This window comes from Burkholderia sp. Bp8992, from assembly GCF_003853705.1.
Classification (GTDB): domain Bacteria; phylum Pseudomonadota; class Gammaproteobacteria; order Burkholderiales; family Burkholderiaceae; genus Burkholderia.
On the sequence record NZ_QTQI01000013.1, the window covers coordinates 132,607 to 154,981 of the forward strand.

35 protein-coding genes and 1 tRNA gene are annotated in these 22,375 nt (G+C 64.3%); 15 read left to right on the forward strand and 21 right to left on the reverse strand.

Annotation, left to right across the window (positions count from 1 at the left end; translation table 11 throughout):
• Window position 1: 1 nt before the first annotated feature.
• The gene (locus tag DIE03_RS20205) at window positions 2-241 is read right to left on the reverse strand and encodes a hypothetical protein (protein ID WP_124453363.1); all 240 of its coding nucleotides are present in this window, start codon (window positions 239-241) and stop codon (window positions 2-4) included.
• A gap of 223 nt (window positions 242-464) precedes the next feature.
• On the opposite strand from DIE03_RS20205, the gene DIE03_RS20210 reads away from it, so the two are divergent.
• Complete coding sequence (locus DIE03_RS20210) at window positions 465-845, forward strand: LysR family transcriptional regulator (protein ID WP_124453365.1); 381 nt, start codon at window positions 465-467, stop codon at window positions 843-845.
• On the opposite strand, the gene DIE03_RS20215 is transcribed toward DIE03_RS20210, so the two are convergent.
• Window positions 836-1,318 (reverse strand): helix-turn-helix domain-containing protein, encoded by a 483-nt coding sequence (locus DIE03_RS20215; protein WP_124453367.1) that lies wholly within the window; start codon window positions 1,316-1,318, stop codon window positions 836-838. The genes DIE03_RS20210 and DIE03_RS20215 overlap by 10 nt on opposite strands.
• Window positions 1,319-1,410: 92 nt before the next feature.
• Between DIE03_RS20215 and DIE03_RS20220 the strand changes: the two genes are divergently transcribed.
• The 13 genes from DIE03_RS20220 to DIE03_RS20280 all read left to right on the forward strand — a co-directional run bounded on the left by DIE03_RS20220 (window position 1,411) and on the right by DIE03_RS20280 (window position 8,610).
• Window positions 1,411-1,638: a hypothetical protein gene (locus DIE03_RS20220; protein ID WP_260434924.1), complete on the forward strand. Its 228-nt coding sequence runs from the start codon at window positions 1,411-1,413 to the stop codon at window positions 1,636-1,638.
• Window positions 1,639-1,654: 16 nt separating this feature from the next.
• Window positions 1,655-1,846, forward strand: a complete 192-nt coding sequence (locus DIE03_RS20225; RefSeq protein ID WP_124453369.1) for a hypothetical protein — start codon at window positions 1,655-1,657, stop codon at window positions 1,844-1,846.
• Window positions 1,847-1,874: 28 nt separating this feature from the next.
• Window positions 1,875-2,063: a hypothetical protein gene (locus DIE03_RS20230; RefSeq protein ID WP_124453371.1), complete on the forward strand. Its 189-nt coding sequence runs from the start codon at window positions 1,875-1,877 to the stop codon at window positions 2,061-2,063.
• 27 nt (window positions 2,064-2,090) lie between these two features.
• Window positions 2,091-2,339, forward strand: a complete 249-nt coding sequence (locus DIE03_RS20235; RefSeq protein ID WP_124453373.1) for an ogr/Delta-like zinc finger family protein — start codon at window positions 2,091-2,093, stop codon at window positions 2,337-2,339.
• 88 nt (window positions 2,340-2,427) lie between these two features.
• Window positions 2,428-2,622 carry a hypothetical protein gene (locus DIE03_RS20240; protein ID WP_124453375.1) on the forward strand — a complete coding sequence of 65 codons (195 nt, stop codon included), beginning with the start codon at window positions 2,428-2,430 and terminating at the stop codon, window positions 2,620-2,622.
• A gap of 4 nt (window positions 2,623-2,626) precedes the next feature.
• Window positions 2,627-2,827 (forward strand): hypothetical protein, encoded by a 201-nt coding sequence (locus DIE03_RS20245; protein WP_124453377.1) that lies wholly within the window; start codon window positions 2,627-2,629, stop codon window positions 2,825-2,827.
• 43 nt (window positions 2,828-2,870) lie between these two features.
• Complete coding sequence (locus tag DIE03_RS20250) at window positions 2,871-3,065, forward strand: hypothetical protein (protein WP_124453379.1); 195 nt, start codon at window positions 2,871-2,873, stop codon at window positions 3,063-3,065.
• Between the two features lie 4 nt (window positions 3,066-3,069).
• Window positions 3,070-3,225 (forward strand): hypothetical protein, encoded by a 156-nt coding sequence (locus tag DIE03_RS38345; protein WP_185658187.1) that lies wholly within the window; start codon window positions 3,070-3,072, stop codon window positions 3,223-3,225.
• A 2-nt stretch (window positions 3,226-3,227) separates the two neighbouring features.
• On the forward strand, window positions 3,228-3,590 hold the full coding sequence (locus tag DIE03_RS20255; protein WP_124453381.1) for a hypothetical protein: 363 nt from the start codon (window positions 3,228-3,230) through the stop codon (window positions 3,588-3,590).
• Entirely contained in the window at window positions 3,587-3,841 is a 255-nt protein-coding gene (locus DIE03_RS20260; RefSeq protein WP_124453383.1) for a hypothetical protein, read from the forward strand. Before DIE03_RS20255 ends, DIE03_RS20260 begins: the two co-directional genes overlap by 4 nt.
• Window positions 3,842-3,843: 2 nt before the next feature.
• A complete protein-coding gene (locus tag DIE03_RS20265; RefSeq protein WP_124453385.1) occupies window positions 3,844-6,636 on the forward strand; it encodes a toprim domain-containing protein in 2,793 nt (930 codons plus the stop codon).
• Between the two features lie 679 nt (window positions 6,637-7,315).
• A complete protein-coding gene (locus tag DIE03_RS20275; protein ID WP_027809265.1) occupies window positions 7,316-7,582 on the forward strand; it encodes a DUF4224 domain-containing protein in 267 nt (88 codons plus the stop codon).
• Entirely contained in the window at window positions 7,582-8,610 is a 1,029-nt protein-coding gene (locus DIE03_RS20280; protein ID WP_124453387.1) for a tyrosine-type recombinase/integrase, read from the forward strand. Before DIE03_RS20275 ends, DIE03_RS20280 begins: the two co-directional genes overlap by 1 nt.
• A 76-nt stretch (window positions 8,611-8,686) precedes the next feature.
• On the opposite strand, the gene DIE03_RS20285 is transcribed toward DIE03_RS20280, so the two are convergent.
• From DIE03_RS20285 to DIE03_RS20315, 7 genes are all read right to left on the reverse strand, one after another.
• Window positions 8,687-8,762: transfer RNA gene (locus DIE03_RS20285), tRNA-Thr, on the reverse strand.
• Window positions 8,763-8,781: 19 nt separating this feature from the next.
• The gene (locus DIE03_RS20290; protein WP_124453389.1) at window positions 8,782-9,303 is read right to left on the reverse strand and encodes a ClpXP protease specificity-enhancing factor; all 522 of its coding nucleotides are present in this window, start codon (window positions 9,301-9,303) and stop codon (window positions 8,782-8,784) included.
• A 71-nt stretch (window positions 9,304-9,374) separates the two neighbouring features.
• Entirely contained in the window at window positions 9,375-9,986 is a 612-nt protein-coding gene (locus tag DIE03_RS20295) for a glutathione S-transferase N-terminal domain-containing protein (protein ID WP_006400565.1), read from the reverse strand.
• 94 nt (window positions 9,987-10,080) lie between these two features.
• Complete coding sequence (locus DIE03_RS20300; protein WP_124453391.1) at window positions 10,081-10,839, reverse strand: cytochrome c1; 759 nt, start codon at window positions 10,837-10,839, stop codon at window positions 10,081-10,083.
• A 21-nt stretch (window positions 10,840-10,860) separates the two neighbouring features.
• Window positions 10,861-12,243, reverse strand: coding sequence for a cytochrome bc complex cytochrome b subunit (locus DIE03_RS20305; protein ID WP_124453393.1), 1,383 nt, complete (start codon window positions 12,241-12,243; stop codon window positions 10,861-10,863).
• The gene (gene petA / locus DIE03_RS20310) at window positions 12,243-12,863 is read right to left on the reverse strand and encodes a ubiquinol-cytochrome c reductase iron-sulfur subunit (protein WP_124453489.1); all 621 of its coding nucleotides are present in this window, start codon (window positions 12,861-12,863) and stop codon (window positions 12,243-12,245) included. Before petA ends, DIE03_RS20305 begins: the two co-directional genes overlap by 1 nt.
• Window positions 12,864-13,081: 218 nt before the next feature.
• Window positions 13,082-13,828, reverse strand: coding sequence for a Nif3-like dinuclear metal center hexameric protein (locus DIE03_RS20315; RefSeq protein WP_124453395.1), 747 nt, complete (start codon window positions 13,826-13,828; stop codon window positions 13,082-13,084).
• Between the two features lie 21 nt (window positions 13,829-13,849).
• Here DIE03_RS20315 and DIE03_RS20320 point away from each other — a divergent pair, with 21 nt between their 5' ends.
• Window positions 13,850-15,055 carry a Do family serine endopeptidase gene (locus DIE03_RS20320; protein ID WP_124453397.1) on the forward strand — a complete coding sequence of 402 codons (1,206 nt, stop codon included), beginning with the start codon at window positions 13,850-13,852 and terminating at the stop codon, window positions 15,053-15,055.
• 204 nt (window positions 15,056-15,259) lie between these two features.
• Here the strand turns inward: DIE03_RS20320 and tatC are convergent, their stop codons facing one another.
• The 12 genes from tatC to hisB all read right to left on the reverse strand — a co-directional run bounded on the left by tatC (window position 15,260) and on the right by hisB (window position 22,317).
• Window positions 15,260-16,048 carry a twin-arginine translocase subunit TatC gene (gene tatC, locus DIE03_RS20325; RefSeq protein ID WP_124453399.1) on the reverse strand — a complete coding sequence of 263 codons (789 nt, stop codon included), beginning with the start codon at window positions 16,046-16,048 and terminating at the stop codon, window positions 15,260-15,262.
• 41 nt (window positions 16,049-16,089) lie between these two features.
• Window positions 16,090-16,620, reverse strand: a complete 531-nt coding sequence (gene tatB / locus DIE03_RS20330; protein WP_124453401.1) for a Sec-independent protein translocase protein TatB — start codon at window positions 16,618-16,620, stop codon at window positions 16,090-16,092.
• A gap of 26 nt (window positions 16,621-16,646) precedes the next feature.
• Window positions 16,647-16,877 (reverse strand): Sec-independent protein translocase subunit TatA, encoded by a 231-nt coding sequence (tatA, locus tag DIE03_RS20335; protein WP_059232563.1) that lies wholly within the window; start codon window positions 16,875-16,877, stop codon window positions 16,647-16,649.
• A gap of 93 nt (window positions 16,878-16,970) precedes the next feature.
• The gene (locus DIE03_RS20340) at window positions 16,971-17,336 is read right to left on the reverse strand and encodes a histidine triad nucleotide-binding protein (protein WP_124453403.1); all 366 of its coding nucleotides are present in this window, start codon (window positions 17,334-17,336) and stop codon (window positions 16,971-16,973) included.
• 31 nt (window positions 17,337-17,367) lie between these two features.
• Entirely contained in the window at window positions 17,368-17,760 is a 393-nt protein-coding gene (locus DIE03_RS20345; protein WP_124453405.1) for a hypothetical protein, read from the reverse strand.
• 71 nt (window positions 17,761-17,831) lie between these two features.
• Complete coding sequence (locus DIE03_RS20350) at window positions 17,832-18,197, reverse strand: phosphoribosyl-ATP diphosphatase (protein WP_006485344.1); 366 nt, start codon at window positions 18,195-18,197, stop codon at window positions 17,832-17,834.
• Complete coding sequence (hisI, locus tag DIE03_RS20355) at window positions 18,194-18,610, reverse strand: phosphoribosyl-AMP cyclohydrolase (RefSeq protein ID WP_027783357.1); 417 nt, start codon at window positions 18,608-18,610, stop codon at window positions 18,194-18,196. Before hisI ends, DIE03_RS20350 begins: the two co-directional genes overlap by 4 nt.
• A complete protein-coding gene (hisF, locus tag DIE03_RS20360) occupies window positions 18,610-19,383 on the reverse strand; it encodes an imidazole glycerol phosphate synthase subunit HisF (protein WP_011350732.1) in 774 nt (257 codons plus the stop codon). The genes hisI and hisF overlap by 1 nt, the downstream gene beginning before the upstream one ends.
• Window positions 19,384-19,488: 105 nt before the next feature.
• Window positions 19,489-20,244: a 1-(5-phosphoribosyl)-5-[(5-phosphoribosylamino)methylideneamino]imidazole-4-carboxamide isomerase gene (gene hisA, locus DIE03_RS20365; protein ID WP_124453407.1), complete on the reverse strand. Its 756-nt coding sequence runs from the start codon at window positions 20,242-20,244 to the stop codon at window positions 19,489-19,491.
• Window positions 20,245-20,407: 163 nt separating this feature from the next.
• The gene (gene hisH / locus DIE03_RS20370; RefSeq protein WP_124453409.1) at window positions 20,408-21,049 is read right to left on the reverse strand and encodes an imidazole glycerol phosphate synthase subunit HisH; all 642 of its coding nucleotides are present in this window, start codon (window positions 21,047-21,049) and stop codon (window positions 20,408-20,410) included.
• Entirely contained in the window at window positions 21,046-21,666 is a 621-nt protein-coding gene (locus DIE03_RS20375; RefSeq protein ID WP_124453411.1) for a YchE family NAAT transporter, read from the reverse strand. The genes hisH and DIE03_RS20375 overlap by 4 nt, the downstream gene beginning before the upstream one ends.
• A 63-nt stretch (window positions 21,667-21,729) precedes the next feature.
• Window positions 21,730-22,317 (reverse strand): imidazoleglycerol-phosphate dehydratase HisB, encoded by a 588-nt coding sequence (gene hisB, locus DIE03_RS20380; RefSeq protein WP_124453413.1) that lies wholly within the window; start codon window positions 22,315-22,317, stop codon window positions 21,730-21,732.
• Window positions 22,318-22,375 lie beyond the last annotated feature (58 nt).

Here is a 22,375-nt window from a genome sequence, read left to right on the forward strand (position 1 = left end):
GCTACTGGATCAACATGCGGCGGATGACCGACAGACTTGCCAGCGAGCTGGTAACGAGCTGCACGAGGTCAGCATGTTCGGCCGGCGACAGGGTTCGCCCAGGTACTCCCTTGCGCTTCGTCTCGCCCGGTTCACGGAAACGCGCACATTGCGCGACGAGCGTTGCTTCCGTGCAGCGATCGATGGCCCCGTCGATCGTGGTTTCAATTGTGTCCTGTTGGTCTTGCTTCGTGTTACGCACTACTGCTACCTCTTCGGCTATTGTCGGAGACGTTACAACGTGAAACGGCATTCACGCATCAAGTAACGTGCCCTATTTTCGACCTTTTTTTACAGTTTGAAAACGTGGGAAAAAGCCCGTCGCAAGGTGGGTAAAAGCCCACGTTTGCCAGCATCCATGTGCCCGCCGAGCAAGAGCGGCCACACACTGATAGATTGCGCAATGCTGATCCCTGCGCACTCCTATGAAAGCCTCACCCCAGCCGCCACAATTCAACTGGAATCTACTGAAAGCTTTCGTCGGCGCCGCTCAATACCGCAGCATCACGGAAGCGGCCCGTGCGATCGGCGTGCACCGCTCGACGCTGAGCCAGAAGATCGCGGAGCTCGAGCGGGTGCTAGGCCAGCCACTGATGGAGCGACGTGCAGGGAAGGATGGGTTTCGCCTCACCGCATTCGGCGAGCGACTATGCGCGCTCGTGGCCCGCTTCGATCGTGATCTCACGGCACTGCACGGGAACCCAGGAAATGCGCCGACCGCGTTCGATGCGGTCGACGTCCTGGCTGATGTAGAAACCGCAATGGAGGCGCTCAAACGCGCCGCAGAATCCCTGCGTCAGTCCTGACCGGATTCGCTGCGCTTGCGCGACGCGCGTTGCCGTTTGGTCCGCTCAACGTCGGCCTGCGCGGCTTTCACCTCATCTTCGACGAAGGCATCCAGCTTCGCCATGCGATTCGCCGCGACGCGCGGAATCCGCTTCGAGGGTTCGCCAGACAAGGTCATTTCGCCAACATGCAAATAGCCGTTGATGGCGCCCTGTATGGCGGTACGGCCGATATCGTTCAGTTGCAGAACGCTGTCGACGATGTCCGCGACGTCCTGCGGCAACGCTGATTGAACGGAACGCTCGCCGGTGATGACGTACAGCACGTCGACGCCGACCTTGGCGAGCGCTGCCAGGTAGTTCGCGTCGGGCGAACGCACGTCTGATTCGTAGCCGAGTTGGGTCTTGTTCGATAGCCCACCGAGCGCAGCGATCTCGGCTTGGCTCAAGCCGATACGCATGCGCTCCTCCTTCAGTCGCGCTCCAATACCCATTTATTTCCCACAAACATGTTGAATTCCAAATAATTGGAACTTATACTTCACCTATCCCTAGTGAAGCACTATCGAAATTGAGTATACCCGCCATGACTACCCACAAAGGCCCGCGGCGTGCGCCGCCGGGCGTCATGTCCAGCAAGACCGTTTCGCTGCGCCTGCTTCCCGCAGAGCGTGCCCAGCTCGAGCAGCTCGGCCGCCAAGAACGACGCTCCCTGTCGAGCCTCGCGCGTCTCGTCTATCTCGAAGGGCTCTCCCTCTACCTCGCCAAGATGTCCTCGTTTGAGGACACCACGGGCAACGTTTCCGCAAGCTGAACCCGAGGTGATCACCATGTATCCGGATCCAAAACGTGTCCGCGACAACCGCCTGATGGTGCGTTTCGATGACTACGAATTCGCCCTCATCACCGCCCTCGCCAACTACCAGGGCGAAGCCGCTGCAACGCTGATTCGCCAGATGGTTTTGCGCGAAGCCGCTGAAGCTCTGATTCCAGCGTGCAATGTAGCCCACGAGCACGGCTGAAAGCAGCAGCCCTAGAGCAGCCGATCCAATGCCCGAACTCGAACTCACATTCACCGAGCAAGAAGCCGAACTACTCGAACGCGTCCGACTGCAGGAAGGTCTTGCGACGATCCAGCAGGCGGCCGAATGGCTCGTGAAGCGACGACTGCGCAACGGTGCGCGTCGCCTCACCGGACGAAACCGGGCTCTTTACGCCGTAACCACCAGCCGTAGCTAACGCGGCAGTTTCCGACAGGAAGTCACGATGAAATTGAAGTGCCACCACTGCGGCAGCCGCGCCGTAATTCGTACCAGCCGCATGCTTTCGCTGCTGTCGCGTGAGTACTACTGCCAGTGCGAAAACATCGAGTGTTCGCACACGTATCGCGCTCTGATGTCCGTCACCCACACGGTAGCCCCTAGCCTTCGTCCGAACCCGAAGGTGTACCTGCCTGTCGGCAAGGTCAAGCGCCTGCCACAAGACCCTCGACAGCTCTCGCTGATCGACGCCTAAACCCTAGCCCGCTTTTTCGCTGAACACCCATCGCGCCCGCTCCGCGGGCGTGAGGGACTCCTTTTGCCTGAAATTTCTTGGAGGCCGTATGCAAATGCTGATCCCCGCTCCGATCGCCGCACTCGCTGATTCGCTGTCCTACGACGAACGCGTCGCGTACCTCACGAAGATCTCCGCCGCCGATGTGCGCGCCGACGTGTTCGTCGCCTCTGCCCGTGCCCTGGGTTTCGTCGTGTCGTGGGACCTCGCACGCGGTACGCCGGTGCTCGCCTGGATGCACTGAAGCGATGCGCACGCCCCTCTCCGACGCCGCCTGGCGCAAAGCCTGGAATGACCTGTGCATGGTCGGCGACCCCGACTTGGCTCCCCCATGGGTTCGGCTCGTCGTCGAGTGTGCGGCGTTCGCACTGCAGGAGCGCAAACAGGTCCGCCTTCGCCCCCGTCCCGCGTTCGACGCGAAACGCTGCGCCGCGAACGACTTCGACTGACCCATCCGCGCCGGCCGCCGGCGCACTCACTTGGAACCACACCATGAAGCCCTACGTTTTCAGCATCGGCGTGCTGCTGATGCTTTCCCTTTCCCTCACGGGCATCTATTGCCTGGCCGCCGACGTGCTGCGCCTGTTCGACGTTCGACACGCGCGGCCCATCGCGTTCGTGATCGGCGCCGCCGCGATGTGCGTCCTGGTCGCGGCGCTGGCCTGGTCCGTTCCGGCACGGGGGTGACGCGATGGAGATCGAACTGAAACTTGGCAGGCGGAAATGGCTGCTCGAAATGGTCGACGAGGTCCGAATGGCCGAACTCGGTACTTGGGCACACGTTCTGCTGAAGATGGAAATCTGCGCCGTGCTCAACTCGCTCGGCGGCGTCGCAGGGGAGTGGTGAACATGATGCATGAACCCACCATCCGTTACGAGCTGCTGACGTCGGCCGGCCTGCGCACCGTCGCCGGCGATCACGTCGTCATCCCGAACGATGCCGGCGCCACGTTCGGCATTCACACCGAGTCGCACCTGCACGACGGCCACCCCGAAAAATGCGTCGTCACGCACCTGATATCGGGCATCCGCATCGGCCACGGCGCGACGCGCACCGCTGCCCTCGCGAACGCGACGTCGAATCTCGAACGCAACCGCAAGCGCCTGCGCACCATGCTCGACCAAGCGATCACCTCGCGCTATGAGCTGCAGCACGCCGTTCAACGCCTGCAACAGAACCATCACGACATCCTCGGAGGCGCCGCAGCATGACGCACACGACTACCCCTCACGACGCCGCGCTCGCGGCCTCCATCGCGGCGGCCGCCGACGTTCTTCGGTTCGACCACGAGCCGGGCGGGCTGCAACGCGTCGCGGTGCTCGCGCTGTTCGTCAGCGTCCTCGGCGATCGACTGGCCCTTGCCTTCCCCGCTTCGGCCGGCGCGCTCCGCGCGCTCGTCGACAGCCCTGCGACACCCGGCAACCCTGCCGCCCTCTCCCTGCACCAACAGCAACAGCAATAACGATGGCTTCGATCGACGAACTGAAACAACGCATCGACCTGCACGACCTCGCCGATCGCCTCGGCTTGAAGCGCGGCCGCGGCGGCGACCGCGCGCTGTACCACTCGCCGCAGCACGACGACAAGAGCCCGTCCCTGTCGATCTACGTGAACCACCCGAAGCACGGCACCGGCTGGCGCGACCATAGCGCCGATGTCGGCGGCTCGTGTATCGACCTGGTCATCCACGCGCGCGGCGGCACGGTCGCCGACGCGGTGCGCTACCTCCACGACGCGTACGGCATTCCGCTCGATCGGCAGGCGCCGGCCGAGCGCCGCGAAAAAACGACCGTCGAGTACATCGCCGATCGGTGCTTCGCCGAGCGCGACCAGGTACGCGAATACCTCGGCGGCCGTGGCATTTCCGCCGGCGCGATCGACGCGGCGATCGCCGCCCGCACGCTCGGCTTCAACACGTGGACCAGCTCGAAGGTCGCGGCCGGCGAAGTAGGTCACGCCGGCCCGGCCGCTGCGTTCATCGCGCGCGCGCCGGGCGACGGCCGCGTCGTTGCCGTCGACATGCGCTATGTCGATCCGACGCTCAACGGCGGCGTCAAGACGCAGACCCAGGGCGACAAGGCCGGCTACGGCTGGACCGCCGATCCTCGCCGGCTCGACAAGGCGAAGCGCGTGTTCATCGTCGAAAGCGCGATCAACGCGCTGTCGATCGACACCTGCGCGATGCCTGGTGCCGCCGCGCTCGCGCTGCGCGGCCTGGCGAACGTCGACGGCATCGACTTCACGTTCCTGCGCGGCAAGCAGGTCGTGATCTGCCTGGACAACGACGAGCCGTTCGCGGACGGCCACCCGCGCGCCGGCCGCCGCCCTGGACCGGAAGCTGCCTGGGCGCTCTACGAACGGCTCACGGCGCTGAACATCAGCGCCGTCCTCGTCGACCAAGCGAATTGGTTCGCAGACCTCGCGGACGGAGAGAAGGCCGTCAAGCCGATCAACGACGTAAACGACTACCTGCAACTGCGCGGCCCGGCCGATCTGCAGCGCGCACTCGACCAGCTCGAGCCGTGGCTCATCGCCGGCCTCGCCGGCGACACCACGCGTCGCGGCCGGCCGCGCATCTTCCTGCCGTCGCACGACTTCGCGCAGTACTACAAGTTCCGAGTGCGGCCCGACTTCACCAGCTACATCTCGAAGATGGACAAGAACGAGGAAAGCGGCGTCGAGACGCCCGTCATGATCGATCTGTGCGGCTTCCGCATCGCCGGCATCAGCCGCGTGTCCGTGGCGAGCGCGACGTCGACGATGACGGGCGACGCCGACCAGGCGCCGACCGTCTATTTCGCCGTGTCAGTGCAGGCGCCGCGCCACGGCGCGCAGCTCGTGCGCCGCGTCATGCTCGACGACCAGCTCCACAACGTCGACCAGTGGGGCAAGTTCGGCCCGATCTGGGCGCCGGCGCCGTTCAAGCGGATGGTCAACATCCTCGAGCGCGGCGCCGACCTGGGCGCGCGCCAAGCGGCAAACTTCGTCGGGCTCGCCTGGCGCGACGGCCGGCTGATCGTCAACGAGGGGCCGGACTGCTATTTCACCGAAGCCGACAAGCAGTGCCCGTATCACAACCTGACCTTCCCGACCGGCCCGGCCAGCGATGCGCGCCGCGTGATCGCCGCGTACCAGGCGACGTTCAAGCAGAACGCCGCGACGATTCCGCTCGTGTGGGCGCTCGGTGGCCACCTGAAGGCGTTGCTCGGTTTCTGGCCGCACATCACGATCCAGGCGAACAAAGGCGCCGGCAAGTCGACGCTCATCAAGCGCCTCGAGCGCTCGCTCGCGTTCACGATGTTTTCCGGGCAGTCGCTGCAGACCGAGTTCCGCCTGCTGACCAGCATCAGCCACACGAGCCACCCGGTCGGATGGGAAGAGCTGTCCGCACGCCGGCAGGACGTGATCGACAAGGCGGTCGGCCTGCTGCAGGAGAACTACCAGTACACCGTGACACGTCGCGGCACCGACATGACCGAATACCTGTTGTGCGCGCCCGTGATGCTGGCCGGCGAAGACGTGCCCGTGCGCAGCCTGCTCGGCAAGCTCGTGCGCACGACGCTGACCGGCAAGCGCGGCCCGCTGATGCCCGACGACCTGCCGCGCTTCCCGGTTCGACAGTGGCTCGAATTCCTCGCCGGCCTGGACAAGCGCGCCGTGTCCGACCAGTACGCGACGCTGCGCGACAAGGCGCTGGCCAATTGCCGCGCGAGCGGCGAGGACGACGGCGCGAAGCGGATGGCGGGCAACTATGCGGCCGTCGCGCTCGCCTGGCGCTACCTGTGCGAGTTCGCCGGCATGGACCCGAGCGAAGGAGACTTCCCGCGCGACCTACTCGCCGAAATGAACGGTCACATCGCCGAGACGAGCGCCGATCGCGAGCCGTGGGTCTGGATCATGGAAACCGCGCTGTCCGAAATGGACTGCGGCAACTACAAGCACCCGTACACCTTCGATACCGTCGACGGCGAGTTCTGCCTGCTCATCAACACCGGCCACGTGATGGACCACATCGCCCACACGAGCGCGCTGCGCGACAAGTGGAATGGCCTGCCCGTGAAATCCGACCGCGTGTTCAAGGCGCAGCTCAAGCACGCCGGCGTCATCGTCGGCGACAAGGAGGTCGAGCGCCGGATCTACACGCGCCGCGTGCGCTACCTCACGCCGATCTCGCTCGAACGCCTGGCCGCGTTCGGCCTGCACGTATCCATCCGGGAAGACCTGGCCACCGATGCACTGCAAGGGGCCGCAGCGTGACACGCTCTCGGCCGATGCGGCCGCCGTGCGGCCGTACCCCTTCCCTCATTCATTCCGGCCGCGTAGCGGCCCTGTATTCGGGTTTCCGGTGCGTGCGTCGATGCGCGCAGCAATCGGCGCACGCGAATGCCCGGCCGTCGCTCTTTCCGCTGCCCCCCGTCCCCCCCGCAAGTCGAAACGGCCGGGCAACTGCGCTGGCCTTGAGGGACGGGGGCCGCACGGACCGGTTTTTCCACAGGGAACGGGCATGCAGCGCAGAAAACTCGGGGATTCCGGGCCTCTTCGATCGTAAGTCATTGATTGTTGAGAAGACACCCGCCCCATGTCGCATAGCTTTTGCCCCCATTCATGCCGGTTTTGCCCCTAGTCCGATTTTGGCGTCGGCCGCCGTCGCCCCTTTCTCTTCTCTCTCTAATTCATTGAAAAAGAAGAAGAAAGAATACGAAGAGAGGCAAGGAATCGACACGAATGCGTTGCCCCTAGTCGCGCCCGTTTTGCCCTCAATTGCGGACACTGCCTATTTTTTAGGCCCCCAATTGGGAAGGGGCGCCCCGTATATTTGAGGGCAATTAGGGGCACAAAATAGTCAAAAAAATCAGATAGTTAGAGTCACATTTCGCGCAATCCCCCAATCCCTCAATTGCGCTGCGTGTGGTCCTCTTCCGTAATGAAAATCACCATGCAAGAATATTCACGTCGCGGCTCGCAGCGCGGCACCGGTGCGTATCTCGGCCGACAAGAACTGCGCGAACTGACCGGCACGCCGCAACGCGCGCGCCAAATCCTGTGGCTCGCTCGACAGGGTTGGCCGCATGTCGTCGACGTGCACGGCCGCGTGCTGGTCGCACGCGCTTACCACGACAAGCAAATGGGAATCGTCGAATCTAAACAAGTGCGCGCACCGCAGGCCGCCGGTCTCACGGCGCTGAATCTCGGCGCAGTGTGATGGCTGGCAAAGCACAAACTCCAGGTGCAATTCCGCGCTTCCGTTCGCGCAAGAACGCGGACGGCTCGCTGCGCTACTACTACGATCACGGCGAGGTGGACGGGCGGCGCATTCTTGAGCCGCTCGGCACTGATCGCGTCGTCGCACTCCAACGGTGGGCCGAGTTAGAAGGTGCCCGTGCGCCGTCGTCGGAAACGACGCGGCACACGTTCGCCTTGCTCGAGCAGGCTTACCGCACCCGCGAGCTGCCGCAGAAGTCTGCGGCGACGCAACGCATGTACGACCTGTTCCTCTCCAGGCTCGCTGGCGTCATCGGCGATCGCGAGCTCGACACACTCACGCCGGCCGACGTCGCCGCGATCTGGCGAGCAACGGCAGAGAAACGCGGCGTCGTGACAGCGAACCGCACGAAGGCCGTGCTGTCGCTGGTCCTGAACTGCGGGCGGCTGTGGGGCATGATGACGATCGCGAACCCATGCGCCGGCGTGCGCGGCAAGAAAGAGACAGGGCGCCAGGCCATCCTCATCGATGACGAGCTATATGCAGCCGTCTACACGGTGGCCGACCAGCCGCTACGCAACGCGATGGACCTGGCCGATCTCTGCGCACAACGCCCTTCGGACGTCCTGCGCGTGCAGCGCTCCAACATCGTGCGCGGCAACCTCATCTTCCGCACGCAGAAGACGGGCGCATTCGTTACGGTACAAATCACCGGCGAGCTCGCGGCACTGATCGAACGCTTGCTGGCCTGGCGTGGTTCGAAGGTCGACGTCTCTCCCTACCTGCTGCGCGACGAGGAAGGCTATCCGCTCACCAAGGGCAAGCTGCGGTCGCGCTTCGACAAGGCACGCGAGCGGGCCGGTATCGACAAAGCGAAGTTTCAGTTCCGCGATCTCCGCGCGCGCGGCGTGACGCACAAGACGATCGACGAAGGATTGGAGGCCGGACAGCGCCTGGCGGGTCACAGTGGACCGGGCATGACAGCGCGTTACGTGCGAGGCGCACGGCCGGTTAAACCGTCTCGCTGACGCGCATTGGAAACGTGAGGGGGGTATTGGAAACGCGAAGGGGCTACGCAAACATCGCGTAACCCCTTGCTGGATATGGTGCCGGCTGCAGGACTCGAACCCGCCACCTGATGATTACAAATCAACTGCTCTACCAGATGAGCTAAGCCGGCGTAAGCGCGAGATTCTACCTCATTTCACGATCTTGAGGCGAGGTCTGCTGCCGCCTTTCGTGCCATCACCGTCGGTTTTCGGCGGTTCGTCGGCACCTTCGGACGGTTCCTCGTTCGCGCCGCTGTCGGCGACCGGCGTCAACGTCGTCGAAGGCTCGTCGCGCTGCACGTCTTCCGCTTGCGCAGCGTCGTCGTCGAACGCACCCGAATCCGTGCCTTCGCCAGCGACCGCATCGACCTGGAACGCCATGCCCTGCCCGTTCTCGCGCGCGTAGATCGCGAGAACGTTGGCCACCGGAATCTCGATCTTGTGCGCCTTCCCGGAGAACCGGGCCGTGAACTCGATCCACTCGTTGCCCATCTGCAACTGGCTCGTCGCCTCGAAGCTGATGTTGAGCACGATCTCGCCGTCACGCACGAACTGACGCGGCACGCGCGTCGAGTTGTCGACTCTCACCGCGATATGCGGCGTGTAACCGTTATCGGTGCACCACTCGTACAACGCGCGCAGCAGATAAGGCTTCGTTGAAATCTCTTGCATCACAATCCTCGAACCCGGAGCAGGCGTGCGGCACGCCGCGCCACCCGCTCCGTCATGCCTTCATTGCGACATTAACGACGCATGACCTTTTCGGACGGCGTCAGTGCTTCGATGTAGGCCGGACGGCTGAAGATCCGTTCGGCGTACTTCATCAGCGGCGCGGCGTTCTTCGACAGCTCGATGCCGTAGTGATCCAGGCGCCACAGCAGCGGAGCGATCGCGACGTCGAGCATCGAGAACTCTTCGCCGAGCATGTACTTGTTCTTCACGAAGATCGGCGCGAGCTGCGTCAGGCGATCGCGGATCGCGAGGCGTGCCTTCTCGTGATTCTTTTCCGCTGCCTTGCCCTTCTCGTTCTCGAGCGTGCTGACGTGGACGAACAGCTCCTTCTCGAAGTTGAGCAGGAACAGGCGCGCACGTGCGCGTTGCACCGGGTCGGCCGGCATCAGCTGCGGATGCGGGAAGCGCTCGTCGATGTACTCGTTGATGATGTTCGATTCGTACAGGATCAGATCGCGCTCGACCAGGATCGGCACCTGACCGTACGGGTTCATCACCGAAATGTCTTCCGGCTTGTTGAACAGGTCGACGTCGCGGATTTCGAAGTCCATGCCCTTCTCGAACAGCACCAGCCGGCAACGCTGGGAGAACGGGCAAGTTGTGCCGGAATACAGAACCATCATATTTGCGTTTCCTCAAAAAAGCCGAGGGCCGGCACGCGGCGGAACCCCTTTCACGGGTTCCTCCTTGCGCCGGCCCCACGCCGGTCAGGCGTGTTTACTTGATATCTTTCCAGTACGCGGCATTGAGCCGCCAGGCCAGGAAAGTCAGGACACCGAGAAAGATCAGCACCCACACGCCGAGGCGTTTGCGGGTCTGCTGGGCCGGCTCGGACATCCATGTCATATAGGCCACCAGGTCGGCGACCGCAGCATCATAGTCGGGCGACGACAACGTGCCCGGCGTGACCTGCTGGAAGCCGACGAGCGTGTGGACCTTCTCGCCCGTCTCCTCGTCCGTCTTGTCTTCGAATTTGGCAATGCGCTGCCCCTGCAGCTGCCACAACACATGGGGCATGCCGACGTTCTCGAACACCGCGTTGTTCCAGCCGGTCGGCCGCGTATCGTCGCGGTAGAAACTCCGCAGGTACGTATACAGCCAGTCGCGGCCGCGCGCGCGTTCCTCCACCGACAGGTCGGGCGGCGTGGTGCCGAGCCAGTTCTTCGCGTCTTCGGGCCGCATCGCGACGGACATCGTGTTCCCGACCTTGTCGGTCGTGAACAGGAGATTCGTTTCGATCTCCTTCTGGGATATGCCCAGATCCGTCAGACGGTTGTAGCGCATCAGGTTCGCGCTGTGGCAGTTCAGGCAATAGTTTACAAATAATTGCGCGCCGTGCTGAAGCGAAACGAGATTTTCCGTGTTATCGGGCGCCCGGTCGAGCGGAAAATTACCTTCCGCCCGCACGGCCGGCGCCGCCAGCAGCGCACAGGCGGTCGCCCCGATCAGCGCGAGTGTCGAAAGCAGTTTCTTCATGTCGTTCTCTCCTCGCTCACATTAATGGGGCTTGAAGCGCACCCGCTCCGGCGGCTGCTTGAACGTGCCAAGCGGCGTCCAGACGGGCATGCCGAGGAAGAACGCGAAGTAGATCAGCGCGCAGGCCTGCGCGATCAGTGTCGCCGCCGGCGATGGCGGCCGCGTGCCGAGGAACGCGAGGGTCAGGAACGCCGCGACGAAGATCCCGAGAAACACCTTGTGGAACAGCGGCCGGTAGCGGATCGACTTCACCGGGCTGCGGTCGAGCCACGGCAGGAAGAACAGCGTGATCACCGCCGAACCCATCACGACGACACCCCAGAACTTCGACTCCGTCAGGTACATGAACACGACGATCGCCGCGGCCAGCACCGGCAGCCCGGCCTTCCACTTGCCGCGCGCACGGATCAGCGCGAGCACGCCAAGCAGCGCGATCACGATCATCAGCACGATCTTGAACGGGTCGGTGGTTGCACGCAGCATCGCGTAGAACGCGGTGAAGTACCAGACCGGCGCGATCTCGGGCGGCGTCTGCAGCGGGTTCGCCGGGACGAAGTTGTTCGCCTCGAGGAAATAGCCGCCCATCTCCGGCGAGAAGAACACGATCAGCGCGAACACCATCAGGAACACGCACACGCCGAGGAAATCGTGCACCGAGTAGTACGGGTGGAACGGGATGCCGTCGAGCGGGATGCCGTTCTCGTCCTTCTTCGCCTTGATCTCGATCCCGTCCGGATTATTTGACCCCACTTCGTGCAGCGCGACGAGGTGCGCGACGACGAGGCCGACCAGCACGAGCGGAATCGCGATCACGTGGAACGCGAAGAAGCGGTTCAGCGTGACGTCGGACACGACGTAGTCGCCGCGAATCCACAGCGACAGGTCCGGGCCGACGAACGGAATCGCCGAGAACAGGTTCACGATCACCTGCGCGCCCCAGAACGACATCTGGCCCCACGGCAGCAGGTAGCCGAAGAACGCCTCGGCCATCAGGCACAGGAAAATCGCGCAGCCGAAGATCCACACGAGCTCGCGCGGCTTGCGGTACGACCCGTACAGCAGCCCGCGGAACATGTGGAGGTACACGACCACGAAGAACATCGATGCACCGGTCGAGTGCATGTAGCGGATCAGCCAGCCCCACGGCACCTCGCGCATGATGTACTCGACCGACGCGAACGCGAGCACCGAGTCGGGCTTGTAGTTCATCGTCAGGAAGATGCCCGTGACGATCTGGTTGACCAGCACCAGCAGCGCGAGGGAGCCGAAGAAGTACCAGAAGTTGAAGTTCTTCGGTGCGTAGTACTCGGAAACGTGCTTCTTCCAGGTGGACGTGAGCGGGAAGCGCTGGTCGATCCAGCCGGTGAGACCTGTCGTGGAGACTTCTTTGTTGTCGGCGGCCATCACGCTTCTCCTTTCTCGTCCTTGCCGATCACGAGGGTCGTCGCCGACGTGAACATGTAGGGCGGGATGTCGAGATTCTGAGGCGCCGGCTTGTTCTTGAACACACGGCCGGCGAGGTCGTAGGTCGAACCGTGGCACGGGCACAGGAAACCACCCGGCCAGTCATCCGGCAGGTTCGGCTGCGGACCCGGCGTGAAGCGTTGGCTAGGCGTGCAGCCGAGGTGCGTACACACGGCCATCACGACGAGAATGTTCTTGCGGTCGGCCCGCGCGCGATATTCGTTGGCGCAATACGCGGGCAACGGCATCGAATACGGCGATTTCGAGGTCGGATCGGCCACTTCCTTGTCGGCCTTGACCACGTCGGCCAGCATCGAATCGGTGCGGTTCAGGATCCAGACAGGCTTGCCGCGCCACGGCACGGTGACCATTTCGCCAGGCTTCAGGCTGCTGATATCGACCTCGACCGGTGCACCGGCCGCTTTCGCTTTCGCGGACGGCGCCAGCGACGCCGCGAAAGGTATGACGGTGGCTACGCCTCCCACGCCACCTGCTACGGATGTCGCAATCAGCCAGGTACGGCGGCCGCTGTCGACGCGTTTCTCTTCCTTGTCTCGCATCACACGCCCCACTTCTGAGTTGGATTTTCCGTCACGACTTTCCATTCCGCCGCTAGTTTGCTCGAATGGAGTCGCCATTTACAAGGCCCGGAGATGAAAATCCCTTCGAAGTGATTGATAGTTAAGGGTTATCCCCCACTATCGGAGCGATTAAATCATTTCTCTTTTAAGCGTCCGCTACATTGCGGAATTTCGATGCGCCGCCGCAAATCCGCGCGTCAGACCGGATTATGAATATCGATAAAAAGGTGTTCGATATCGAATTCTTCGGACAAGTGGCGCCCAAGTGCCTGGATTCCGTAGCGCTCGGTCGCATGGTGCCCCGCCGCAACGAACGCGACGCCGCTCTCGGCCGCCGTGTGCGTGGTCGACTCGGACACCTCGCCGGTGAGGAACACGTCCGCGCCGGCATCGATCGCCGCGTCGAAATAGCTCTGCGCGGCGCCCGTGCACCATGCGATGCGGCGCAGCTGCATCTCCGGCTCACCGAGTACGAGCGGCGTGCGGCCGAGCGTGCGCTCGACCTTCGCGACGAAGTGTTCGAGCGTGACGGGCATCGGCAGCGTCGCCATCCAGCCGAGGTCGCCTTCGCCGAAGCGCTGCTCGCCGATGAGCCCGAGCTTCTCGCCGAGCTGCGCGTTGTTGCCGAACTCGGGATGCGCGTCGAGCGGCAGGTGGAATGCAAACAGGTTCAGGTCGTTCGCGAGCAGCAGCTTCAGGCGCTGGTACTTGCGGCCCGTGATCTGCGGCGTCTCGTTGCGCCAGAAATAGCCGTGATGAACGAGCACGGCATCCGCCCCCCATTCGAGCGCGGCTTCGAGGAACGCGACCGACGCCGTCACGCCGGTGGCGATCTTCTCGATCTTGCGACGCCCCTCGACCTGGAGGCCGTTCGGGCAATAGTCCTTGAAGCGCGCGGTTTCAAGGGTATTGTTCAAGTACAATTCAAGTTCGATCCGATCCATATAAACCTCTAATCCATTCAGATGCTTAGACGCTTCTGGCTGTTCTTCGCGCAGGCGGTTACCGTGCTGCTCGCGCTGATGTTCATCGTCGTGACGCTCAAGCCGCAATGGCTGCAACGGCAAGGACAGCTCGGCAAGCAGCTCGCCACGCCGATCGTTGCGCTGCGGGAAGTCGCGCCCGGCATCGGCGGCGCACCGGCGACCACGTCGTACGCCGAAGCCGCGCAGAAGGCGATGCCGGCCGTCGTCAACGTGTTCTCCAGCAAGGACGGCTCGCTGCCGCCCGACCCGCGCGCGAAAGATCCGCTGTTCCGCTACTTCTTCGGCGACCGCAACGCCCGCAAGCAGCAGGACGAACCGGCAGCCAACCTTGGCTCGGGCGTTATCGTGAGCCCTGAAGGTTACATTCTAACGAACCAGCACGTCGTGGACGGCGCCGACCAGATCGAAGTCGCGCTCGCCGACGGCCGCACGGCCACCGCAAAGGTGATCGGCAGCGATCCCGAGACCGACCTGGCCGTGCTGAAGATCAACATGACGAACCTGCCGACGATCACGCTCGGCCGCTCCGACCAGTCGCGGGTCGGCGACGTCGTGCTCGCGATCGGCAACCCGTTCGGCGTCGGCCAGACGGTCACGATGGGGATCATCAGCGCGCTCGGCCGCAATCACCTCGGCATCAACACGTTCGAGAACTTCATCCAGACCGACGCGCCGATCAACCCCGGCAACTCGGGCGGCGCACTGGTCGACGTGAACGGCAACCTGCTCGGCATCAACACGGCGATCTACTCGCGCTCGGGCGGCTCGCTCGGCATCGGCTTCGCGATTCCCGTGTCGACCGCGCGCACGGTGCTCGAAAGCATCATCACGACGGGCTCGGTCACGCGCGGCTGGATCGGCGTCGAGCCGCAGGACGTCACACCGGAGATCGCCGAGTCGTTCGGGCTCCAGCAGAAATCGGGCGCGATCGTCGCGGGCGTGCTGCAGGGCGGCCCGGCCGACAAGGCCGGCATCAAGCCGGGCGATATCCTGGTCACGGTCAATGGCGAGGACATCACCGACACGACGAAGCTGCTGAACGTCGTCGCGCAGATCAAGCCGGGCACGCCGACCAAGGTGCACGTCGTGCGCAAGGGCAAGGAGTTCGACGTGAACGTCGTGATCGGCAAGCGCCCGCCGCCGCCGAAGCAGGCGCTCGACGAGCAGGACGGCGATACCGAATGAGGTTCGGCGGGCTGGCGGCGCGACACCACGCGCCGCGCCGCCGGCGGAAACGATAAAGGGCAGCCGGTCGGCTGCCCTTTTGCTTTGCTTCGATCGATCCCGTCTTGCCGGGAAGGCGGCCTCGCCGCACGCTTGCCGGACAGCTGCGCCACCGGGCTGCTCAGATCTGGCCGGAAGGCCGGCCCATCACCTGGCGCACCGCCGTCAGCTCGCGGCTTCGCCGTTCCCCGCTTCGTTCTCTTCGGCCGGCTTCTTCGGCACGAAGAATCGAGCGGCCAGCAGCCCGATCTCGAACAGCACGATCAGCGGCAGCGCGAGCATCAGTTGCGAGAACACGTCCGGCGGCGTGACGACCGCCGCGACCACGAATGCGCCGACGATCACGTAGGGCCGCATCTCCTTCAGTTTCTTCAGGGACAGCACGCCCATCCGCACGAGCAGCACGACGACGATCGGCACCTCGAACGTCACGCCGAATGCGATGAACATCCCGAGCACGAAGCTCAGGTAATTGTCGATGTCGGTCGTCATCTCGGCCCCGAGCGGCGCGTTGTAGTGCGCCATCACGCGGAAGATCGTCGGAAACACGAGGAAGTATGCGAATGCCATCCCGCACAGGAACAGCACGTAGCTGCTGCCGACGAGCGGCGTGACGAGCTTCTTCTCGTGCTGGTACAGCCCCGGCGCGACGAACGCCCAGATCTGGTACAGCACGATCGGCAGCGCGATCACGAGCGCGACGAGCATCGTGACCTTCATCGGCACGAAGAACGAGCCGGTGACGTCGGTGACGATCATCTTGCCGTCCTTCGGCAGGTTCTCCATCAGCGGCCGCGCGAGCAGCCGGAAGATGTCGGGCGCCCAGTAGACGAGCCCGAGGAACACGACGATCACGGCCAGGCCCGCGCGAATGATGCGATCGCGAAGCTCGACGAGATGGGAAATGAAAGTTTCTTCCGGGGCGTCGCCCGGGTTCTGCTGGGGGTCGCTCACACCGGCCCTCGGTAGGATTGACGAGCGAGCATGCGCTCGGCTCAGAAGAAGCGCGTCGGCCGGCGCAGGCTGGCCGGCTGGTGGCGCGCGACACGCGCGGCGCCCGACTGCACGTGCGTGCGGCGGGTGGTCGCGCGCTTGTACCAGACAGGCGTCGCCGCCTGCTTCACGCGCCAGTTGCGGCGCTTCGGCGCAAGCGCGGCCGAACTGCCGCGCCACGACGGCGCCGCGGGCGCATCGGAACCGTACGAACCGGCATCGCCGGAAGCGCCGTCAAGACCGCCGACCGCGGAATGCCACGTGTCGTTCAGGTCCTTCTCGTGCTCGCGCAGGTTGTCGTGAATCGTCGTCTCGACGTTGCGTGCGGCCGATTCGAAATCGGTTTTCATCGTCCGCAACGCGTCGAGTTCGATTTCGCGCGAGACCTCGGCCTTCACGTCGTTGATGTACCGCTGCGCACGGCCGAACAGCGCGCCTGCCGTACGCGCGACGCGCGGCAGGCGCTCGGGGCCGAGCACCACGAGCGCGACGACGCCGATCAGCGCCATCTTGGAAAGACCGAGATCCAGCATCGCGAATGCCTGTCAGCGTGCCGGCGTTACGCCTTGTTCGAATCGGAACGCGTCGTTTCCTTCGCGTTGACGTCGACCGAGCCCGTGCGCGGCAGTTGCTGCGCATCGGCCGGCGTTTCACCTTCCTTCATGCCGTCCTTGAAACCCTTCACGGCGCTGCCGAGATCGTTACCGATGTTGCGCAGTTTCTTCGTACCGAAAACCAGCGCGACGATCAGCAGCACGATCAGCCAGTGCCAAATGCTCAATCCACCCATGATGAAACCTCTCCTCAACCACGCCGCCGTGCGGCGCAAATCGCCGGCGACGCGCCGGCTTCGACTATCGATGCGGGGAAACGCCCCGCGCCGTCAACCCATCCGCTGCCAGGGGCGCGGACCGGCCAGGATATGCGCGTGCAGGTGGTAGACCTCCTGCCCGCCGCCCGGGCCCGTATTGATCACCGTGCGGAAACCGGTTTCGCCGCCCGTGTACGCGACGCCGAGCTGGTCGGCCAGGCGCGCGACGAGCAGCATCAGCCGGCCGAGCATCGGCGCATCGGCCGCACTCGCCGCCGACAGCGTCGGCAGGTGCTGACGCGGAATCACGAGCACGTGCGTCTCGGCCGCCGGGCGGATGTCGCGGAACGCGACGAATTCATCGTCCTCGTGCACCTTCGTGCTCGGGATCTCGCCTGCCGCGATCTTGCAGAACAGGCAATTCGGATCGTGACTCATGTTGCTCCTGCAAACGCCCGCGCGTGGCCGGTCAGAACCACGCCTGCGGATCGAGCGTCTTGTTGTCGTTCAGGTACAGCCAGCCCTTGATGATACGGTACAGCGTCCAGATCCATGTGACAAACATCACTGCGAATCCGATCACGACGAATGCCAGCGCGAACCCGATCACGTACGCGATCAACGCGCGCCAGAACGTGCGGATCTGCCACTCGAAGTGATCAGCGTACGGCGTGCCGGCCACATCGCCGCGCTTCACGTAGTTGATGATGATCGCGATGATGCCCGTGACGCCGCCCGTCAGCCAGTGAAATGCATAAAGGCCGTAGAGCACGTGAGTCAGCGTGCGCAACCCGTTCAGGCGTTCGGCATCCGCTGCCCCCGGCACTGCAGGCGTCGGAAACTGGTTCGGCGTATCGTTCATGATGCTACCCCCGTCAGATGACAATTCTTACAGCTTACCGCACTGCTGCCACCGCGGCGGGACGATGCGCGTCAGCCGCCGTTTTCCTCGCGCTCGCGACGCTTGCGCAGCGCCTTTTCCTCGATGCCCGACAGTCCTTCGCGGCGCTCGAGTTCGGCGATCACGTCGGCCGGGCTCAGGTCGAAATGCGACAGCATCACGAGGCAGTGGAACCACAGGTCGGCCACTTCGCCGACGAGTGCGGTCGGCGCGCCGCCCTGGCGCACGTCCTTCGCGGCCAGCACGACTTCCGTCGCCTCTTCGCCGATCTTCTTCAGCACCGCGTCGTCGCCCTTGTGAAACAGGCGCGATACGTACGATTGATCGGGATCGCCGCCCTTGCGGCTATCGATCACGGCCGCGAGGCGCAGCAGCGTGTCTTCGGTCGATTGCGTCATTTGTAGATGTGTTCGGGATCTTTCAGCACCGGCTCGACCGCGACCCAGTCGCCGCTGTCCACCGTACCTTCGAATTTCTGGAAGAAGCACGAATGCCGGCCGGTGTGGCACGCGATGCCCGACACCTGCTCGACCTTCAGCAGCACGACGTCCTCGTCGCAGTCGAGCCGCACCTCGTGCACGTGCTGCACGTGGCCCGACTCCTCGCCCTTGAACCACAGGCGCTTGCGCGAGCGCGAATAGTAGACCGCGCGCTGCGTCTCGATCGTCTTCGCCAGCGCCTCGCGATTCATCCACGCGAACATCAGCACGTCGTTCGTCGACGCTTCCTGCGCGATCACCGGCACGAGGCCGTTGTCGTCCCAGCGGACCTTGTCGAGCCACGCGGGCAGGGATTTCGTTTCCGTATTCATCACAGCCTCACCGGGATGCCCTGGTCGGCCATGAAGCGCTTCGCCTCGCCGACCGTGTGCTCGCCATAGTGGAAGATGCTCGCGGCCAGCACCGCGTCGGCGCGGCCGTCCTTGATGCCGTCTGCCAGATGCTGCAGCGAACCGACGCCGCCCGATGCGATCACCGGCACCGGCACCGCGTCCGACACGCCGCGCGTGAGCGCGAGGTCGAAGCCCGACTTCGTGCCGTCGCGGTCCATGCTCGTGAGCAGGATCTCGCCCGCGCCGAGCTCGGCCATCTTGCGCGCCCATTCGATCGCATCGAGGCCCGTGTTCTTGCGGCCGCCGTGCGTGAAGACTTCCCAGCGCGGCGTCTCGCCGTCGGCCGACACGCGCTTCGCGTCGATCGCGACCACGATGCACTGCGAGCCGTACTTGTCGGCCGCGTCGCGCACGAGTTGCGGGTTCGCGACCGCCGACGAATTCATGCTGACCTTGTCCGCGCCCGCGTTCAGCAGGCGCCGCACGTCCTCGACGGCACGCACGCCGCCGCCGACGGTCAGCGGAATGAACACCTGCGACGCGACGGCTTCGATGATCGGCAGGATCAGGTCGCGCTGGTCGGACGTCGCGGTGATGTCGAGGAACGTCAGTTCGTCGGCGCCCTGGTCGTCGTAGCGGCGGGCGATTTCGACGGGATCGCCGGCGTCGCGCAGCTCGACGAAGTTGACGCCCTTGACGACACGCCCGGCAGTCACGTCCAGGCAGGGGATGATGCGTTTAGCTAGAGCCATGATGTTGCGCCAAATGCCGCGCTGGGACGGCCGGTTGCGGAAGCCTCGCGCGAGGCTTCCGGTCGGGGCCGCCTGCGGGCAGCCCCGGCGAACGCGACAGCCGCGTTACGCGTTGTCGAGTTCGCCGTTCAGTTCGTCCGCGCGCTTTTGCGCGGCCGCGAAATCGAGATCGCCGGAGTAGATCGCACGGCCGCAGATCACGCCTTCGACGCCGTGCTCTTCCGCTTCGCACAGGTTCTCGATGTCCGTGAGGTTCGACAGGCCGCCGCTGGCGATCACCGGGATGCCGACCGCCTGCGCGAGCTTCACGGTCGCCTCGATGTTGATGCCCTGCAGCATCCCGTCGCGGCCGATGTCCGTGTAGACGATCGATTCGACGCCGTAGTCCTCGAACTTCTTCGCGAGGTCGATCACTTCGTGGCCGGTCAGCTTGCTCCAGCCGTCGGTCGCGACCTTGCCGTCCTTCGCGTCGAGGCCGACGATGATGCTGCCCGCGAACGCGGTGCACGCGTCCTGCAGGAAGCCCGGGTTCTTCACGGCGGCGGTACCGATGATCACGTAGGACAGGCCGGCGTCGAGATACTTCTCGATCGTCTCGAGGCTGCGGATGCCGCCGCCGAGCTGGACGGGGATTTCATCGCCGACTTCGTCGAGGATCGCTTCGATCGCCTCGAGATTCTTCGGCTTGCCGGCGAATGCGCCGTTCAGGTCGACGAGATGGAGCCGCCGGGCGCCGAGATCGACCCACTTGCGGGCCATCGCCGCCGGGTCCTCGGAAAAAATCGTGGCCTGGTCCATATCGCCCTGTTTGAGGCGCACACACTGACCGTCTTTGAGGTCGATGGCCGGAATCAGCAACATAGCAATCGGGTGTCGTCGTGGAAAAAGAAAAGAATCCGGCGCGTACCGGCCAATCCGGTACCGCGCCGTCTCGCTAGTTTAGTACAACTCTTTCGGCGCTTTCGCTTGCGAACCCCGTGCGACAGGCCTTTCCGGGCCGCCGACTGTGGCTCGCGCACCACGTTCACGGTTTCCAGTGTACGAAGTTGCGATACAGACGCAACCCGACTTCCGCGCTTTTCTCGGGGTGGAATTGGGTCGCGAAGAGATTATCCCGCGCGACCGCGGACGTAAACGGCGCGCCGTATGCCGTTTCGCCAACCGTATGCGCCGGGTTGTCCGGCGTCACGTAATAGCTGTGCACGAAGTAGAAATACGCATCGTCGGGCACGCCGTCCCACAGCGGGTGCGGCTGCGACTGGCGCACGCGGTTCCAGCCCATTTGCGGCACCTTGAAGCGCGAGCCGTCGTCCTGCACGCGGCCGCCGAGCTCGAAACGCACGACCTTGCCGGGCAACAGGCCGAGGCCCTTCGTGTCGCCTTCCGCGCTCCAGTCGAACAGCATCTGCTCGCCGACGCATACGCCGAGCAGCGGCTTCGTGCGCGACGCCTCGATCACGGCCTCCTGCAGGCCGGATTCGCCGAGGCAGCGCATGCAGTCGGGCATCGCGCCCTGGCCGGGCAGCACGACGCGGTCGGCCGCGCGAATCGCGGCCGGCGTGTCGACGATCGCCACGTCGGCGGCCGGTTCGGCCTTCTTGAGCGCCTGCGCGACCGAGCGCAGGTTGCCCATCCCATAATCCACAATCGCAATCGAAGTTTTCATCTCAGTGCAGGCAGTAGCGCCCTCAGTCCATTGACGATGAATTCCACCGCCAGCGCCGACAGCATCAGACCCATCAGCCGCGTGGCGATGTTGATGCCCGTGCGGCCGATCCAGTTCGCGATCGGCTCGGCGAGCCGCATCGCGACGAAACACAGAAAAGCCAGGGCCGCGCCGATCGCGACCAGCCCGACCCGTTCATACCAGTGATGCGCGTTCGCCGCGTAGATGATCACCGTGCTGATCGAGCCGGGGCCCGTGAGCAGCGGAATCGCCAGCGGCACGACCGCGATGTTGTCCTTCAGCTCGGCCTCGTGGCGCTCCTCCGGCGTCGATCGCGTGTTGCCGATCTGCGCGTTCAGCATGTTGATCGCCATCAGCAGCATGATGATCCCGCCGCCCACTTCGAGCGACCCGACCGAAATGCCGAAGAAGTTGATGATCTGCTGCCCGAGCAGCGCGGTCACCGTCATCACGCAGAACACGGACACCGATGCGATCCGGATCGTGCGCCGCCGCTCGTCGTCCGTCTGCTGCGCCGTCAGGCTCAGGAAGAACGGCACCGCGCCGACCGGATTGATCAGCGCCAGCAGCGAAATGAACGATTTGAGCAGATCCATCGCAAGCCGGCGCCGCGCGCCGAAGCCGTGAGGTTTGTCCTTGGCGTCCGTCCATCCGGACGATCAGAGGCTGCCTTTCGTCGACGGAATCTGCCCCGCCGCCCGCTCGTCGAACTCCACGGCCGCGCGCAGCGCACGGCCGAAGGCCTTGAACACGGTTTCGAGCTGATGGTGCGCGTTGATCCCGCGCAGGTTGTCGATGTGCAGCGTGACGCCCGCGTGGTTCACGAAACCGCGGAAGAACTCGATCGACAGGTCGACGTCGAACGTGCCGATCCGCGCACGCGTGAACGGCACGTGGAATTCGAGGCCCGGCCGGCCCGAGAAGTCGATCACGACGCGCGACAGCGCCTCGTCGAGCGGCACGTACGAATGGCCGTAGCGGCGGATGCCCTTGCGGTCGCCGATCGCCTTCGCGACGGCCTGACCGAGCGTGATGCCGACATCCTCGACCGTGTGGTGGTCGTCGATATGCGTGTCGCCGTGCGCTTCGACCTCGAGATCGAACAGACCGTGCCGCGCGATCTGGTCGAGCATATGGTCGAGAAACGGCACGCCGGTGGCCAGCTTCTGCTGGCCGGTGCCGTCGAGATCGAGCTTCACACGGATCTGCGTTTCGCTGGTATTGCGAACGACTTCCGCCACACGCATGGCAATTCCTTGATTGAGTCTGTAGTAAATGGGGATTGATCGTCGCGCGCCGCCGCGC

What these genes read in the sequence shown, in the direction of transcription:
- DIE03_RS20235 (WP_124453373.1), top strand. Translation starts at nt 2,091, where the DNA reads ATGAAATTGAAGTGCCACCACTGCGGCAGCCGCGCCGTAATTCGTACC.
- DIE03_RS20345 (WP_124453405.1), bottom strand. Translation starts at nt 17,760, where the DNA reads ATGAACGATACGCCGAACCAGTTTCCGACGCCTGCAGTGCCGGGGGCA.
- DIE03_RS20275 (WP_027809265.1), top strand. Translation starts at nt 7,316, where the DNA reads ATGCAAGAATATTCACGTCGCGGCTCGCAGCGCGGCACCGGTGCGTAT.
- DIE03_RS38345 (WP_185658187.1), top strand. Translation starts at nt 3,070, where the DNA reads ATGGAGATCGAACTGAAACTTGGCAGGCGGAAATGGCTGCTCGAAATG.
- DIE03_RS20220 (WP_260434924.1), top strand. Translation starts at nt 1,411, where the DNA reads ATGACTACCCACAAAGGCCCGCGGCGTGCGCCGCCGGGCGTCATGTCC.
- DIE03_RS20300 (WP_124453391.1), bottom strand. Translation starts at nt 10,839, where the DNA reads ATGAAGAAACTGCTTTCGACACTCGCGCTGATCGGGGCGACCGCCTGT.
- DIE03_RS20210 (WP_124453365.1), top strand. Translation starts at nt 465, where the DNA reads ATGAAAGCCTCACCCCAGCCGCCACAATTCAACTGGAATCTACTGAAA.
- DIE03_RS20315 (WP_124453395.1), bottom strand. Translation starts at nt 13,828, where the DNA reads ATGGATCGGATCGAACTTGAATTGTACTTGAACAATACCCTTGAAACC.
- DIE03_RS20255 (WP_124453381.1), top strand. Translation starts at nt 3,228, where the DNA reads ATGATGCATGAACCCACCATCCGTTACGAGCTGCTGACGTCGGCCGGC.
- DIE03_RS20215 (WP_124453367.1), bottom strand. Translation starts at nt 1,318, where the DNA reads ATGGGTATTGGAGCGCGACTGAAGGAGGAGCGCATGCGTATCGGCTTG.
- tatB (WP_124453401.1), bottom strand. Translation starts at nt 16,620, where the DNA reads ATGCTGGATCTCGGTCTTTCCAAGATGGCGCTGATCGGCGTCGTCGCG.
- DIE03_RS20265 (WP_124453385.1), top strand. Translation starts at nt 3,844, where the DNA reads ATGGCTTCGATCGACGAACTGAAACAACGCATCGACCTGCACGACCTC.
- hisF (WP_011350732.1), bottom strand. Translation starts at nt 19,383, where the DNA reads ATGGCTCTAGCTAAACGCATCATCCCCTGCCTGGACGTGACTGCCGGG.
- hisB (WP_124453413.1), bottom strand. Translation starts at nt 22,317, where the DNA reads ATGCGTGTGGCGGAAGTCGTTCGCAATACCAGCGAAACGCAGATCCGT.
- DIE03_RS20290 (WP_124453389.1), bottom strand. Translation starts at nt 9,303, where the DNA reads ATGCAAGAGATTTCAACGAAGCCTTATCTGCTGCGCGCGTTGTACGAG.
- DIE03_RS20240 (WP_124453375.1), top strand. Translation starts at nt 2,428, where the DNA reads ATGCAAATGCTGATCCCCGCTCCGATCGCCGCACTCGCTGATTCGCTG.
- DIE03_RS20305 (WP_124453393.1), bottom strand. Translation starts at nt 12,243, where the DNA reads ATGGCCGCCGACAACAAAGAAGTCTCCACGACAGGTCTCACCGGCTGG.
- DIE03_RS20225 (WP_124453369.1), top strand. Translation starts at nt 1,655, where the DNA reads ATGTATCCGGATCCAAAACGTGTCCGCGACAACCGCCTGATGGTGCGT.
- DIE03_RS20260 (WP_124453383.1), top strand. Translation starts at nt 3,587, where the DNA reads ATGACGCACACGACTACCCCTCACGACGCCGCGCTCGCGGCCTCCATC.
- DIE03_RS20375 (WP_124453411.1), bottom strand. Translation starts at nt 21,666, where the DNA reads ATGGATCTGCTCAAATCGTTCATTTCGCTGCTGGCGCTGATCAATCCG.
- DIE03_RS20245 (WP_124453377.1), top strand. Translation starts at nt 2,627, where the DNA reads ATGCGCACGCCCCTCTCCGACGCCGCCTGGCGCAAAGCCTGGAATGAC.
- hisH (WP_124453409.1), bottom strand. Translation starts at nt 21,049, where the DNA reads ATGAAAACTTCGATTGCGATTGTGGATTATGGGATGGGCAACCTGCGC.
- DIE03_RS20295 (WP_006400565.1), bottom strand. Translation starts at nt 9,986, where the DNA reads ATGATGGTTCTGTATTCCGGCACAACTTGCCCGTTCTCCCAGCGTTGC.
- hisI (WP_027783357.1), bottom strand. Translation starts at nt 18,610, where the DNA reads ATGAATACGGAAACGAAATCCCTGCCCGCGTGGCTCGACAAGGTCCGC.
- petA (WP_124453489.1), bottom strand. Translation starts at nt 12,863, where the DNA reads ATGCGAGACAAGGAAGAGAAACGCGTCGACAGCGGCCGCCGTACCTGG.
- hisA (WP_124453407.1), bottom strand. Translation starts at nt 20,244, where the DNA reads ATGTTGCTGATTCCGGCCATCGACCTCAAAGACGGTCAGTGTGTGCGC.
- DIE03_RS20320 (WP_124453397.1), top strand. Translation starts at nt 13,850, where the DNA reads ATGCTTAGACGCTTCTGGCTGTTCTTCGCGCAGGCGGTTACCGTGCTG.
- DIE03_RS20230 (WP_124453371.1), top strand. Translation starts at nt 1,875, where the DNA reads ATGCCCGAACTCGAACTCACATTCACCGAGCAAGAAGCCGAACTACTC.
- DIE03_RS20350 (WP_006485344.1), bottom strand. Translation starts at nt 18,197, where the DNA reads ATGACGCAATCGACCGAAGACACGCTGCTGCGCCTCGCGGCCGTGATC.
- DIE03_RS20340 (WP_124453403.1), bottom strand. Translation starts at nt 17,336, where the DNA reads ATGAGTCACGATCCGAATTGCCTGTTCTGCAAGATCGCGGCAGGCGAG.
- DIE03_RS20280 (WP_124453387.1), top strand. Translation starts at nt 7,582, where the DNA reads ATGGCTGGCAAAGCACAAACTCCAGGTGCAATTCCGCGCTTCCGTTCG.
- DIE03_RS20250 (WP_124453379.1), top strand. Translation starts at nt 2,871, where the DNA reads ATGAAGCCCTACGTTTTCAGCATCGGCGTGCTGCTGATGCTTTCCCTT.
- tatA (WP_059232563.1), bottom strand. Translation starts at nt 16,877, where the DNA reads ATGGGTGGATTGAGCATTTGGCACTGGCTGATCGTGCTGCTGATCGTC.